The 12271-nt window shown below is 62.5% G+C and carries 16 protein-coding genes; 10 read left to right on the top strand and 6 right to left on the bottom strand.

Annotated elements, in window-relative coordinates; translation table 11 throughout:
* Positions 1–21: 21 nt before the first annotated feature.
* On the bottom strand, positions 22–312 hold the full coding sequence (locus NKI54_RS03170; RefSeq protein WP_352456962.1) for a hypothetical protein: 291 nt from the start codon (positions 310–312) through the stop codon (positions 22–24).
* Positions 313–740: 428 nt separating this feature from the next.
* On the opposite strand from NKI54_RS03170, the gene NKI54_RS03165 reads away from it, so the two are divergent.
* The 3 genes from NKI54_RS03165 to NKI54_RS03155 all read left to right on the top strand — a co-directional run bounded on the left by NKI54_RS03165 (position 741) and on the right by NKI54_RS03155 (position 4337).
* Positions 741–2738 carry an ABC transporter ATP-binding protein/permease gene (locus NKI54_RS03165; protein WP_352456961.1) on the top strand — a complete coding sequence of 666 codons (1998 nt, stop codon included), beginning with the start codon at positions 741–743 and terminating at the stop codon, positions 2736–2738.
* 258 nt (positions 2739–2996) lie between these two features.
* On the top strand, positions 2997–3470 hold the full coding sequence (locus NKI54_RS03160) for a VOC family protein (protein WP_352450557.1): 474 nt from the start codon (positions 2997–2999) through the stop codon (positions 3468–3470).
* Positions 3471–3554: 84 nt separating this feature from the next.
* Positions 3555–4337, top strand: coding sequence for a class I SAM-dependent methyltransferase (locus NKI54_RS03155; RefSeq protein WP_352690675.1), 783 nt, complete (start codon positions 3555–3557; stop codon positions 4335–4337).
* Positions 4338–4376: 39 nt separating this feature from the next.
* Here NKI54_RS03155 and gcvA read toward each other — a convergent pair whose 3' ends face one another.
* Positions 4377–5270: a transcriptional regulator GcvA gene (gene gcvA / locus NKI54_RS03150; protein WP_352456973.1), complete on the bottom strand. Its 894-nt coding sequence runs from the start codon at positions 5268–5270 to the stop codon at positions 4377–4379.
* Between the two features lie 207 nt (positions 5271–5477).
* On the opposite strand from gcvA, the gene NKI54_RS03145 reads away from it, so the two are divergent.
* From NKI54_RS03145 to NKI54_RS03125, 5 genes are all read left to right on the top strand, one after another.
* Positions 5478–5663: a DUF1127 domain-containing protein gene (locus NKI54_RS03145; protein ID WP_352456959.1), complete on the top strand. Its 186-nt coding sequence runs from the start codon at positions 5478–5480 to the stop codon at positions 5661–5663.
* Between the two features lie 72 nt (positions 5664–5735).
* Positions 5736–6221 carry a VOC family protein gene (locus NKI54_RS03140; protein WP_352456958.1) on the top strand — a complete coding sequence of 162 codons (486 nt, stop codon included), beginning with the start codon at positions 5736–5738 and terminating at the stop codon, positions 6219–6221.
* A 36-nt stretch (positions 6222–6257) separates the two neighbouring features.
* Complete coding sequence (locus NKI54_RS03135) at positions 6258–6983, top strand: SDR family oxidoreductase (RefSeq protein WP_352567972.1); 726 nt, start codon at positions 6258–6260, stop codon at positions 6981–6983.
* 234 nt (positions 6984–7217) lie between these two features.
* On the top strand, positions 7218–7652 hold the full coding sequence (locus NKI54_RS03130; RefSeq protein WP_352567973.1) for an FKBP-type peptidyl-prolyl cis-trans isomerase: 435 nt from the start codon (positions 7218–7220) through the stop codon (positions 7650–7652).
* A gap of 225 nt (positions 7653–7877) precedes the next feature.
* On the top strand, positions 7878–8606 hold the full coding sequence (locus tag NKI54_RS03125; protein WP_352690697.1) for an HAD family acid phosphatase: 729 nt from the start codon (positions 7878–7880) through the stop codon (positions 8604–8606).
* A 41-nt stretch (positions 8607–8647) separates the two neighbouring features.
* Here NKI54_RS03125 and NKI54_RS03120 read toward each other — a convergent pair whose 3' ends face one another.
* On the bottom strand, positions 8648–9628 hold the full coding sequence (locus NKI54_RS03120) for a quinone oxidoreductase family protein (protein ID WP_352690673.1): 981 nt from the start codon (positions 9626–9628) through the stop codon (positions 8648–8650).
* A gap of 98 nt (positions 9629–9726) precedes the next feature.
* Between NKI54_RS03120 and NKI54_RS03115 the strand changes: the two genes are divergently transcribed.
* Positions 9727–10119, top strand: a complete 393-nt coding sequence (locus tag NKI54_RS03115) for a winged helix-turn-helix transcriptional regulator (RefSeq protein WP_352456953.1) — start codon at positions 9727–9729, stop codon at positions 10117–10119.
* A gap of 74 nt (positions 10120–10193) precedes the next feature.
* Here the strand turns inward: NKI54_RS03115 and NKI54_RS03110 are convergent, their stop codons facing one another.
* Complete coding sequence (locus NKI54_RS03110; protein WP_023678377.1) at positions 10194–10799, bottom strand: NADPH-dependent FMN reductase; 606 nt, start codon at positions 10797–10799, stop codon at positions 10194–10196.
* Between the two features lie 91 nt (positions 10800–10890).
* Between NKI54_RS03110 and NKI54_RS03105 the strand changes: the two genes are divergently transcribed.
* The gene (locus tag NKI54_RS03105) at positions 10891–11259 is read left to right on the top strand and encodes a winged helix-turn-helix transcriptional regulator (RefSeq protein WP_023678378.1); all 369 of its coding nucleotides are present in this window, start codon (positions 10891–10893) and stop codon (positions 11257–11259) included.
* A 50-nt stretch (positions 11260–11309) separates the two neighbouring features.
* Here NKI54_RS03105 and NKI54_RS03100 read toward each other — a convergent pair whose 3' ends face one another.
* Positions 11310–11630 (bottom strand): hypothetical protein, encoded by a 321-nt coding sequence (locus NKI54_RS03100; RefSeq protein WP_352456951.1) that lies wholly within the window; start codon positions 11628–11630, stop codon positions 11310–11312.
* Positions 11631–11773: 143 nt separating this feature from the next.
* Positions 11774–12169: an acyl-CoA thioesterase gene (locus NKI54_RS03095; RefSeq protein ID WP_023678380.1), complete on the bottom strand. Its 396-nt coding sequence runs from the start codon at positions 12167–12169 to the stop codon at positions 11774–11776.
* Between the last annotated feature and the right edge of the window lie 102 nt (positions 12170–12271).

Below are 12271 nucleotides of genomic sequence, written 5' to 3'. Positions count from 1 at the left end.
CTGCATCCACTCTCCGGGGTTTCAGCTGGCGCCCTGTGGCTTGTCCCTGCGGTTCCATTCCGCATTGCGCGCCTGCGCCTCTTCGGCGATCAGCTTGAACTCCCGCATCTTCGCAGCTTCGATGGCGAATGCGCGGCTTGGCAGGACGCCAGGGTCCTCCTGACTGTTCTGAAACTGAAAACGGGCCTCCAGTTCGGCCCATATTCGCTCGGGTGCCGTATCCTTGCTGGCAAGCAGCGCAACGACCAGCGCCAGAGTCTCGCGCTGGGCGTTCAGCCGCCCTTCGATCTCTTCATTCGGCAATTCGGACATGCGGGTCGCTTCCAGTTTCTGGCTCAACGGCAAAATCGCACCCTTGTTCCGGAACTCGGGGCTGGCGCGGTCCGGCTGGGCAGCAGATGCTCGCAATCGCAATCGAGATGATCTCTCCTCCTCGATCCTGTTGACTCGGGCCGATGGCACTTCTCGCGCCGCTTGCGTCCAGCCTCTTCGAATGCAGCATGCGGACAAATCTTGAGAGCCTGAAGCGAATTCTCGAGACCGCAGCAGGTGATGCTTTGTTGCAGACTGACCCGCAGCCGACGCTCGGCGGTCTGCCCCGCAACGATCAAAGCCTGTCATCGAGAACGACCATAGGCTGCTGCGAGCACCGGAACAGCTGAGAAGCCTTGGCGTTGTTGGCATCTGGGATCTCGAGCGGACGCTATGAAACCTTCTGATTTTTAAGCCGTTATCGCCGGATGCCCGAGGCTAAATTTAAGCTGAAATCGGTTGACGGCGCCCAATCGCGCGATGCCGAGAAGTCGCGCCGCGAGAAACAGTCGACCGTCGAAGTCGCGTCCGAGGTCGTCGGCGAGCCCGCGCCGCCGCCGGATGTTACCGAACCCGATCCTGAGCTGACACCTGAAGAGGCCGAGCGGGCGCGCAAGAGATACCTGCTTAAGCGCTTCTGGATCAGCGCGCGCGGTTACTGGAGCGGCAGTGGCGACAGGGTCGCCTGGCCGTTGACGATCGGGCTGTTGGTCCTGATCGTCGCCAATGTCGGCTTCCAGTATGGGATCAATGTCTGGAATCGCGCAATTTTCGACGCCATTGAGCAACGCAATGCCCACACCGTATATTGGCTGAGCGCCGTATTCCTGCCACTCGTGATCGGAAGCGCCAGCCTTGTGGTGGCACAAGTCTTCTTTCGCATGAGGATACAGCGCCGCTGGCGGTCCTGGCTCACCACCGCGGTCATCGCGCGCTGGCTCGCAAGCGGCCGCTACTATCAGCTGAACCTCGTCGGCGGCGATCATAGCAACCCCGAAGCCCGCATCGCCGAGGATTTGCGGATTGCCACCGAATCGCCCGTCGATTTCATCGCCGGTGTCATCGTCGCATTTCTGTCGGCCTCGACCTTCATCGTGGTGCTGTGGACGATCGGCGGCGCCCTGACCCTGACGATTGCAGGTTCGACGGTCACCATTCCCGGCTTCCTGGTCATCACCGCAGTGCTCTATTCCGCGATCACGTCCACTTCGATGGCGGTCATTGGCCGCCATTTCGTCCACCTCTCCGAGGGAAAAAATCAGGCGGAAGCCGAGTTCCGCTACACGCTGACGCGCGTGCGGGAAAACGGCGAGAGCATCGCATTGCTCGGCGGCGAGGAGGAGGAGCGCAGCGGCATGGACAAGACATTTGCCCATGTGCTCAGGCAATGGGCGCTCCTTGCAGGCCAGCACATGCGCACGGCGCTGGTGTCTCAGGGGTCGAGCCTGTTTGCGCCTGTCGTGCCGGTCTTGCTTTGCGCTCCAAAGTTCCTCGAAGGCAGCATGACACTTGGACAGGTCATGCAGGCTGCCTCGGCCTTTGCCATCGTGCAGGGCGCGTTCGGATGGCTGGTCGACAACTATCCCCGTCTCGCCGATTGGAACGCCTGTGCACGGCGCATCGCCTCGCTGATGATGTCGCTCGACGGGCTCGAGCGCGCGGAACAGAGCAACACGCTGGGACGCATAAAGCGCGGCGAGACCGGCGGCGATGCGATGCTCAGCCTGAACAATCTCTCCGTGTCGCTCGACGACGGCACCGCCGTGGTCAAGGAAACCGAGGTCGTGATCGAACCAGGCGAGCGGGTGCTCGTCGCCGGCGAATCCGGCTCGGGCAAGAGTACGTTGGTGCGGGCCGTCGCGGGTCTGTGGCCATGGGGTAGCGGCAGCGTCAACATCCGCGCCGACAGACGGTTGTTCATGTTGCCGCAACGGCCCTACATCCCGACCGGGACGCTTCGCCGCGCTGTCGCCTATCCAGGCGCTGCCGACAACTGGACGCTGGATAAGATCAAGGCTGCCCTCGACAAGGTGGGACTCGACTACCTCAACGACCGGATCGAGGAGGACGCGCCATGGGACCAGACCTTGTCGGGTGGCGAAAAGCAGCGCCTCGCCTTCGCGCGTCTTCTGCTGCACCGCCCCGATATCATCGTGCTGGACGAGGCAACGTCGGCACTCGACGAGAAGAGCCAGGACAAGATGATGGAGATGATTATTCGCGAACTGCCGAAGGTCACCATCATAAGCGTAGCGCACCGCGCCGAGCTGGAGGCCTTCCACAGCCGCAAGATCACATTGGAGCGGCACAAGGGCGGCGCAAAACTTGTCAGCGATATCGAACTCGTCCCGCGCAAGGACAGACGGAACTTGCTCATGCGCCTTCTGAGGCAACGGCGCGCCAACGGAAAGCCAGCGCGACCTTGAGCAAAGCGGCGCTGCCCTACGCAAAGAGTGAGGCCGCCGGTCGGAGCAGGCGGACCATCGCCGATTCGAGTCACTGCCCGCATCTGGTCCTGAAAGCACCAGCCGTGGTACCTTGATTCCGGGCAGCTGCTGCTGCCGGAACGTCGATGGCACGAGCGCATTTCCATGTCCGGTGCAACGCCGAGGCCAGCTGTGAAAAACCCGGGTTGATTTCAAAAGCCCCGATTGATTTCGAAAGCAAAGGGACCAGCAATGACAATCGCCAAGAACACGATCTGCCTTTGGTACGACAAGGACGCCGAGGCTGCGGCCCGCTTCTATTCCGAGATTTTTCCCGACAGTTCGGTGAAATCCGTCCACCGCGCTCCCAGCGACTACCCGTCCGGCAAGGCAGGCGACGTGCTGACGGTCGAGTTCACGGTCGCCGGCATCCCCTGTCTCGGCCTCAATGGCGGGCCCGCGTTTAAACACAACGAAGCCTTCTCCTTCCAGATCGCCACCGACGATCAGCAGGAGACCGACCGCTATTGGAACGCCATCGTCGGCAATGGCGGCCAGGAAAGTGCCTGCGGCTGGTGCAAGGACAAATGGGGCATCTCCTGGCAAATCACGCCGCGCGTGCTGACCGAAGCGATGGCCGCCGGCGGCGATGAAGCAAAGCGCGCATTCGAGGCGATGATGGAGATGAAGAAAATCGACGTTGCAGCGATCGAGGCGGCGCGGCGCGGCTGACAGTTCGGGGGTGGCCCGACGCGAAAAGATCAGGGCAGAGCGGCCGGAAATGCTGCCGGCCCATCATCTCCAGGCAGGCGTGCGATGGTGCTGAACTGCGCTGCGTTTTACGACGCCGAACTGCGACGGCACAACGAGGTCTTCAGGGCTGCGGTCAAGGTGGGAACGCGCGATCGCGTGCTCGATATCGGATGCGGTTCGGGACAATCCTCTCGTGATGCTGCCCGTGTCGCGGTGGAAGGCAGCGTGCTCGGCGTGGACGTATCGGCCGAGATGCTCGAGATCGCCCGGAAGTGTAGCGCGAAAGAGGGATTGCGAAACCTCGCCTTTGAGCGCGGCGATGCGCAATTGCTGGTATTTCCGCCTGCCGGCTTCGATCTGTGCATTAGTCGATTTGGAGTGATGTTCTTTGCCGATCCGGCGGCGGCGTTCGCCAATATCGCCCGGGCGATGCGACCAGGGGCACGTCTTGTGTGGATGGTATGGCGATGCCAGGACCGTAACGAGTGGGCAACTGCCATTCAGCGGGCAATTGCGCCGGGGACCGCCATATCGGGGGGCGCCGCCACCCCGTTTTCGCTTGGCGACCCCGCCATCACCGCGGAGATCTTGCGTGCATCCGGTTTTGTTTCGGTCGACTTTGCCGAAGTGCATGAGCCGGTCTTCTACGGCCAGGACGTCGATGTGGCCTATGACGCTTTGCTTGGCCTGCAACTGGTCAAGGATCCGCTCGCCCGCGCAGATGTGGATGTCGACGCGCCGCTGCGGCGGTTGCGCGATCTGCTCGACGCGCATTTGACCGCGGACGGTGTGCTTTTCGACTCGCGTGCCTGGATCGTCACCGCGTTTCGGGCGAGCCGATGGTGACTGCGCGATGTAGACGATCCTGTTCTCTCGGCCTTCCCGTCAGTCCATTTGCGGCGCGACTTCTGAGAGCAGCCAATCCCGAAAAGCCTTGACTTTGCGCTGACGGATCGCCTCTGGCGGGTAGACGAAATAGAAGCTGGAGGGGGATTTCAGGGCGTGGCCGAAGGGGCGGACGAGCCGCCCGGCGGCAAGGTCGGCCGCAACGAGCATGGTCCGGCCGAGCACCACCCCCTCGCCTTGTGCGGCCGACTCCATGGCAAAGGTGGCAGAGTCAAAGGTAATCCCGCTCTGCGGGTCAACGCCCTCGACCCCGGCGCTTGCTAGCCAGGTCGCCCAGTCGATCGGAAAGCTGTCACGGATCAGCGTGTGGTGTTTGAGGTCCTGAGGCGTGCGGAGCGGATGTGCACCCTCAAGAAGCTTTGGGCTGCACACTGGAAACACCTCCTCGCCGGTGAGGAACTCCGACGTTAGCCCCGGATAGTTTCCGTTGCCATAACGGACGGCAACATCGATGCCGTCGCCGAGGAAGTTGGTCAGCTTCCCGCTCGTCGAAACCCGCACATCGAGGTCGCCATGCGCACGGTGAAAGCGATAGAGGCGCGGCACCAGCCATCTCCCCGCAAAGCCATCGGAGGTGCTGACGTTCAATGTCGAGCTCGAATAGCGGGCTGTTGCTGCAGCGGTGGCGGTGGCCAACTGGGCGAGCGCCTCGCGCACCGCCCGCGCATAGGGTTCGCCGACGGCTGTCAGGCTCACCGAACGCGTACCGCGCTCGAACAGCTGCACACCGAGCTGATCCTCAAGATTCTTGATCGCCCGGCTGATCGCACCGTGGGTGACATGAAGTTCCTCTGCCGCCTTGGAGAAACTCAACAGGCGCGCCGCGGCCTCGAAACTTGGCAAGGTGGTGAGGGGAGGCAGCTTCCGGGGCATGGATCGATACCTGTACGTGTGAGTGATGCTCACACATTGTCGCCGATAAGTCGTTTGTCGTCCAGGCCAGAAGCCGGCATGTTTGCTCGCGTAATCAGTCATTCACCACCGCTGCAAAAGGCGAGTTTGATGTGACTGATACTCTCGCTGACGAAAGTCGCGGGGCAACTGCTGAAACCAAAACTGCCGCCACTCTGGGAGAGCACCATGAACGCCAAACGAGTTGAACCCATCGTCGACGTCCTGACCGGCATGGCCGGCCGCATCCTCGCCTCGAGCAGCCGGCGCCGGACCGGGCGGCAGATTGCACGCTTCTCGACCCGCCGGCTCGAAGACCTCGGATTTGCCCGCGACTGGGACGGCTCGGTCCATCGGCCGTCGGACTACCGCTAGCCTGAACGAAAGCAACAGCGGACAGGCTCTTCGCAAAAGATCGCTGTCGCAAGGAATTAACGGAGAACGGACATGGCCACCATCCACCCATTCCTCTGGTTCAACACCGATGCGGAGCAAGCCCGCGACTTCTATCTCTCGGTCTTCAAGAACAGCAAAGCGCTCCAGACCATCGAATACACCGACTGGGTGTCCGGAACCAACAAGACGGTCCCGCATGCCACCTTCGATTTCGAGCTCGAAGGACTGCACCTTACTGCGCTCAATGCCGGGCCGCAGCCGCCCTTCAACGAGCGGCTCTCGCTCTACATCGAGACCAGGGACCAGGCCGAGACCGACTACTACTATGAGGCGCTCACCGCCGGCGGCGGCAGGGCACAACCCTGCGGCTGGCTCACCGACAGATACGGCGTCTACTGGCAGGTCATCCCGGAAATCCTGCCGCGGCTCAGTGCCGATCCGGATCGCGAAAAGGCCAACCGCGTCCGGCAGGCGATGTATGGGATGCGCAAGATCATCATCGCCGAGCTCGAAGCCGCCTACGCCGGCAAGGCCTGACTCTCCCACCGCAATCGCAACGAACGGAGAACCCTCATGACATCGCTCGTGGACAGGAAAGTCATCGTCGTCGGCGGTAGTTCCGGCATCGGTCTCGGCGTCGCGGAAGCTGCTCTCAACGGCGGAGCGAAGGTCGTGATCGTCGGACGCTCGCCCGAGAAACTGCTGGCTGCCGAACGGACGCTCAATGCGGGCCGCGTGACAAGCGTGGTCGCCGACATGACCGACGAAGCGGACGTCGCTCGCCTGTTCGACGAGGTCGGTCCCTTCGATCACCTCGTATCGACCGCCGGAACACTGCCGCCCGGCGATCCCATCGGCAGTACCGACATGGAGGCTGTGCGAGGCTTCGTCGATAACAAGCTGATTGGCGCCGTCTTGCTCTCCAAGCACGCTGTGCGCACCCTGAAAGCCGGCGGCTCGATGACCTTCACCTCGGGAATAAATAAGGATCGGCCGCCGGTGCCGGGAGGCTCGGTCGTCTCCGCGATTGCCGGTTCATTCAGCTACTTCGCCCGCGCCCTGGCGCTCGAACTGGCCCCGACGCGCGTCAATGTCGTGTCGCCCGGATGGGTCGACACACCGATGTGGGACATTGTTGGAGAAGCCAAATCCAGCTTCTTTGCCGACATGGCTGCCCGGTTGCCATCGAGAAAAATTCCGACCGCTGCGGACGTCGCCGCCGCCTACCTCTACCTCATGGAAAGCGACTTCACCACCGGCGAGACGATCCGCATCGATGGCGGCCATAACCTGATCTAGCCGCCATTTGCACGCCGCCTGAATGGGTTGAGCCGGCATGACCGCTAGTCCGGTGCACTGCTGCCGAAGGCGACGAACGCCGGCGGGTCATGCCGGCGTCGCTCAATCGGGGTTTACATCGGCAGCCAGGTCCCTAGTTTTAGCGTTTCGCGCCGCGCACCTAAGTGCGTGGATGATCGAGGACGGGACCGTGAGCTTTGGCCGGCCCCTCGAAACTTTCAAAGGATGGCTATCATGACACAGGCCAAGAATGGCGACACCGTGCGCATTAATTACAATGGACGCCTGGCAGACGGCACCCAATTCGATTCTTCCGGCAACGAACCGCTGCAATTCACGCTGGGTGAAGGACAAGTGATCCCTGGTCTTGAAACCCATGTCGAGGGCATGGAGGTGGGCGCGAAAAGCACCGTGACTGTTCCCGCCGAGGCCGCCTATGGCCCCCACCGCCCCGAAGCGGTCATGACCATCGACCGCGGCCGCGTGCCAGACAACATCAACGTCGATATCGGCACTCGATTGCAGGTCAGAACCTCAGAAGGGCGCCCGATGCCGGTAACAGTCGTCGGCGTGGACGACACCAGCGTCAAGCTCGACGGCAATCATCCGTTGGCCGGACGGGATCTGGTGTTCGACGTTGAACTGGTCGAGATCGTTCAGGCGGCGTAGGACACGGCCAAGGCCGCGGTGGCTATGATTTCGGGTGACGCGCTTCTGCTAGCGGTTTCGGCGGTGCGTCACCTGTCGGAGGGAAAGACCGCGACGGCGGAAATCGTGTTACACCAACCCATAGAGACATTCGGCATCTGGAATGTCCAATTCAGCGTCGCAGTTTCGAGGACCTGTGGAAGACCTCGCTTGACAGCCGACTTCTCGTGACAGCAAAGTCTCGTGATGCGGGCGATTGGCTGGAATAGAATTGCGCGTGCCGGGGCAATCGTGCTGATGATCGGCACAAATGTTCCTGCGCCGGCGCGTTCCGACTCGCTCCTTCTCACAAGCCCGTCCCAGCCAGCCAATGTCGGCGATGCGATGCTGGCGGCTGCCAATTATCATGATTCCGGCGACTATGACCGCGACCTGGCCACTGTGGCGAAGCAGGCAGGCGACTGGGTCATCAAGCGCGCAATGGAGGTGCCTCGGCCCGCACTGGTGCTCGATATCGACGAGACGGCTTTGGCCAACTGGGAAGTGATCACACGTGACAATTTCGGCCGCCCGATTGGCGGCGCCTGCGACATCGCAATCGACGGTCCCTGTGGCTGGGCCGCCTGGGACCAGCTTGCGAAGGATCCGGCCATCGACCCGGTGCTGGAGGTCTTCCGGCAGGCGCGAACGGCGAAAGTCGCGGTGTTCTTCATCACCGGACGTCCGGAGGACCAGCGTCAGGCAACCGAACAGAACCTGCAGTCGGCCGGCTATGCCGGCTACGAGCACCTTTACATGGTCCAGCCTGGGGCCAAATACGGCTCCGCCGCAGATTTCAAGTCACCCATAAGGGCCGAAATCGAAAAGGCCGGCTACACGATAATTGCCAATGTCGGTGACCAGCCATCCGACCTGTTCGGCGGGCATGCCGAGAGGCTGTTCCTGCTGCCAAATCCGTTCTACCGGGTTCGCTGACGGCCTGTACGGCACAACCCCGGATCCTTGCGGAGCACCTACTAAGGTATCAAGACGACCTTGCCGGTCGCGCCGCGCTCCTCCAGCAGGCGATGCGCCTGGCTGGCCTGGTCGAGCGGGAAGCGGCCACCTTTGGTCACCACAAGCTGACCACCAGCGGCCAGATCGAAAAGCTCCAAAAGGCCGTCACGGAGCCCGTCCCTAGACAGCAACGGCAGCAGGGCAAAACCCTTCAGCGACTGGTTGCGGCCGATCATCGCCTCCATCTCCGGGGCGCCGAGCGCGTATCTGCCGAGTGCTGCAAACACCAACTCTCCGCGAGGTGCCAGAGCCTCCAGCGCAACCGCCGTCAGCCGGCCGCCGACAATGTCGTAGATGATGTCGACGCCGGCGCCGTCTGTGGCTGCCCGGACGTGCACCGGCCAATCCGTGTTGCTGTAGTCGACGGCAGCATCGGCTCCCAGCGACAAAGTAAGGTCAAGCTTGGCCTTGCTGCCGGCTGCCGCGATGACACGGCTTGCGCCGGCGCGCTTGGCAAGCTGGACGAGCAACGAACCGACGCCGCCCGCGGCAGCGGCGACCAGCACCGATCTGCCGGCCGGCGGGCTTTGCCGCGATAGATACAATGCCGTCAGTCCTTGCACCATCAATGCTGTCGCGTTTTCGAACGAGAGCGAATCCGGCAAGGGCACGGCCAGGCTTGCGTCGATCGTCACATACTCGGCATAGCCGCCAAACGGGCGGCTCGAGGCGAACAACGGCGCGGCGACGCGCGTGCCGAGCAAGGAAGCGTCCACCCCCTGCCCAAGCGCCTCCACGATCCCGGCGGCCTCGACGCCAGGGATCATCGGCAGTTGCGGCGTCACCGCATAGCGATCCGCGCGCATCAGCACTTCGAAGAAATTCACCCCGGCCGCATGAACGCGGACCAAGACCTCGCCGGCTTGCGGCTCAGGCTTCGGCACCGTGACTATGTCGAGAACGTCGGGCCCGCCGAAGCGGCTCAGTTGAATGGCTCTCATCGCATGCACCGATCGCTGTTGGCATCGGCCGCTGTTTGCCACTATCTGCCTGGCTTCGACTACACACCGATTTGTCCGCTGCTGACCGGGAGGTGACCATGGCCAAGCTGATCAAGAGACTGCCGACGCTGCCGGCGGAGCGCGCGCTGAAAGTGATTTCGGGCCGCTGGAAGGCGGTCATCCTGTACCATCTCTTCGACGGGCCCCGGCGGCTGTCGGCGCTGCAGGCGCTGATGCCCGATATCACCCAGAAAGTGCTGATCCAGCAGCTTCGCGAAATGGAAGAGCACGGCCTCGTCCGCCGCGAGATCTTTGCCGAGATACCTTCGCGCGTCGAATATTCGGCGACGCGGCTCGGCCTCAGCCTCGAGCCGATCCTGCTGGCACTTTGCCAGTGGGGCCAGCATCACGCCGACGAGCTGAATGAGATGGACCGCCTTGCCGATTGCGTCATCAGACCACGGCAAGCCCAGGACGCCCATGCCGTGTGAACAAAAAGGGCGGCGCATGCGCCGCCCCAATGCTTGGGAGAATTAATCCTTGGGAGGACTGCTCGAACCTGTGCTCAGGCCGCCTTGACTTCCTCGGCGACGGCATCGGCCTGACGCGCCGTCTTCAGCACCCTGGCCCACCATGCAATGTCGTTGACCAGCGCGGTTGCCGCCTGGTTGAGGTGCTCGAACTCATCGAGCTTCTTGTCGCCTTGCTTGACGGCAAGGAAATCGGCCCAGGCGATGTGTACGGCGGACTTCACCGGCGCCATCTGCAGCTCGACCGCATGCAGCCTCAGCTGCTCGACCGCGCGCGCGCCACCGACGCTGCCATAGCCGACGAAGCCGGCCGGCTTCTTGTTCCACTCGTTGGCGGCGTAGTCGATGGCGTTCTTCAGCACAGCCGTCGGGCCATGATTGTATTCCGCGGCGGTGAAGATGAAGCCGTCGAATCCGGCGACCTTCTTTTGCCAGCGCTGCGCCACTTCGTTCTGCGACGGCACCCAGGCGGAGGATGCGACCTCATCGAAGAACGGCAGCGGGAAATCGCGCAGGTCGACGACTTCAACGTCGATGTCGGCGTGCGACTTGGCGATCTTGGCAATCCATTGGGTCGGGACGTCGGCAAAGCGCGCCGCGCGGGTTGAACCAATGATGATGGCGATTTTGGGTTTTGACATAGAGGGGGCTCTCCTTACGGGAATACTGGTATCGTTTAGATACCTGAGCTATATGAGTAACTGGCCGCTCAATGTGCAAGGAGGCACTTTTTTGTTACCAAGGCACCCGCACCGCACCGAGGACTGCCGCGCCATCTCGGAAATCCTGCAGCGCGTCGGCGACAAATGGACGGTGCTCGTCGTCGGCAAGCTTGGCAACGGGCCACTGCGTTTCAACGAGTTGCGCAGCGCGGTCGGCGGCATTTCGCAAAAGATGCTGACCACGACCTTGCGCGGGCTCGAGCGCGACGGCTTCGTTACGCGCACCGTGTTCCCGACCATCCCGCCGCGGGTCGACTACGAATTGACCGATCTTGGCTACGAACTGCTGGTGCCGGTCGATGCGCTCGGCGAATGGGCACGCAAGAACACCGAGCGCGTCAAGGCGGCGCGCGAGAAGTTCGACGCCATGCACAGCTGAACCCTTGTGCTGCAAGGGTTTGAACCTGCCCGGGAGCCTCCGGATGAGCGCTACTGCTGTAACTGCATCTTGCTCTTCGGCAGCTTCTCGATCCGGTTCCATTTCGGGTTGGGACTGACCACCTTGCCGCCAATCGTGCAGGTCGTGGTCGTCTCCTTGCGGCAATTGCTCACCGTCGTGCCGCTGGTGTCGCATTTCGTCGCCGAGCAGATCTCGCACTTGGCCGCCTGCCCGTTGATGGTGCGGTTTTCCGACGTGCAGGTGGCGCCTGGATCGCCTTTTTTGACCTCGGCCAAAGCGCTTGCGGACGACAGGCAGAGCAAGGCTGCAAAGGCACCCGCCAGGGCAGCGTTCAGCATGTGTTGACGCATTGTCTTTCCTCCCAAGATCCCGTCGGTCGCGCTGCAGGCGCGCATGCGGGAACCCGTTAGCCAAAGACCACGCGGGATCGCTGTCCGCATCCCCCGCGCGGGAGAGACGGCTGTTTAAATCCGTCTTCTGGAATCAGGCCGGGTCAGCCTTCGGCCGGAACCGCCTTCGGTTTGCCTTCGCCGTCCAGCGCCACCATGACGAAGTCGGCATGGGTGACCTTCTCCATCAGGTCGGAGAGATAGCGCTGCGCCCAGGCCTCGACCTTGAGCGTCATCGAGGTGCGGCCGACGCGTTCGACATGCGTATAGATGCACAGCGTGTCGCCGATCTTCATCGGCTTGGCGAAGGACATTTCCTTCACCGCCGCCGTCACCACGCGGCCCTTGGCGCGCTCGGCGGCACGGATGCCGCAGGCGAGATCCATCTGCGCCATCACCCAGCCGCCAAAAATGTCGCCTGCCGCATTGGCGTCGGAAGGCATGGCCAGCGTCCTGAGCGTCAGATCGCCGATCGGCCGCCCGTCCGCGTAATGCACCATTTGGCCAATCCTCTCGAAGCCGATTGTCCCGATCCCGTATCGTCATGGCACGGACAGGTCAACGCGCCACTGAACAGGTCGCGGCCTGAGGTTCGGCTATCG

Source organism: Mesorhizobium sp. M0663 (assembly GCF_040320585.1).
Taxonomy (GTDB): Bacteria; Pseudomonadota; Alphaproteobacteria; order Rhizobiales; family Rhizobiaceae; genus Mesorhizobium.
The sequence above is the reverse complement of the archived record's forward strand: the minus strand, read 5'-3'. Positions and strand labels throughout refer to the sequence as shown.

Coding starts and splice junctions, on each gene's coding strand:
- NKI54_RS03170 (WP_352456962.1), bottom strand. CDS start 312: ATGTCCGAATTGCCGAATGAAGAGATCGAAGGGCGGCTGAACGCCCAG.
- NKI54_RS03165 (WP_352456961.1), top strand. CDS start 741: ATGCCCGAGGCTAAATTTAAGCTGAAATCGGTTGACGGCGCCCAATCG.
- NKI54_RS03155 (WP_352690675.1), top strand. CDS start 3,555: ATGGTGCTGAACTGCGCTGCGTTTTACGACGCCGAACTGCGACGGCAC.
- gcvA (WP_352456973.1), bottom strand. CDS start 5,270: ATGCCCCGGAAGCTGCCTCCCCTCACCACCTTGCCAAGTTTCGAGGCC.
- NKI54_RS03145 (WP_352456959.1), top strand. CDS start 5,478: ATGAACGCCAAACGAGTTGAACCCATCGTCGACGTCCTGACCGGCATG.
- NKI54_RS03140 (WP_352456958.1), top strand. CDS start 5,736: ATGGCCACCATCCACCCATTCCTCTGGTTCAACACCGATGCGGAGCAA.
- NKI54_RS03135 (WP_352567972.1), top strand. CDS start 6,258: ATGACATCGCTCGTGGACAGGAAAGTCATCGTCGTCGGCGGTAGTTCC.
- NKI54_RS03130 (WP_352567973.1), top strand. CDS start 7,218: ATGACACAGGCCAAGAATGGCGACACCGTGCGCATTAATTACAATGGA.
- NKI54_RS03125 (WP_352690697.1), top strand. CDS start 7,878: ATGCGGGCGATTGGCTGGAATAGAATTGCGCGTGCCGGGGCAATCGTG.
- NKI54_RS03120 (WP_352690673.1), bottom strand. CDS start 9,628: ATGAGAGCCATTCAACTGAGCCGCTTCGGCGGGCCCGACGTTCTCGAC.
- NKI54_RS03115 (WP_352456953.1), top strand. CDS start 9,727: ATGGCCAAGCTGATCAAGAGACTGCCGACGCTGCCGGCGGAGCGCGCG.
- NKI54_RS03110 (WP_023678377.1), bottom strand. CDS start 10,799: ATGTCAAAACCCAAAATCGCCATCATCATTGGTTCAACCCGCGCGGCG.
- NKI54_RS03100 (WP_352456951.1), bottom strand. CDS start 11,630: ATGCGTCAACACATGCTGAACGCTGCCCTGGCGGGTGCCTTTGCAGCC.
- NKI54_RS03095 (WP_023678380.1), bottom strand. CDS start 12,169: ATGGTGCATTACGCGGACGGGCGGCCGATCGGCGATCTGACGCTCAGG.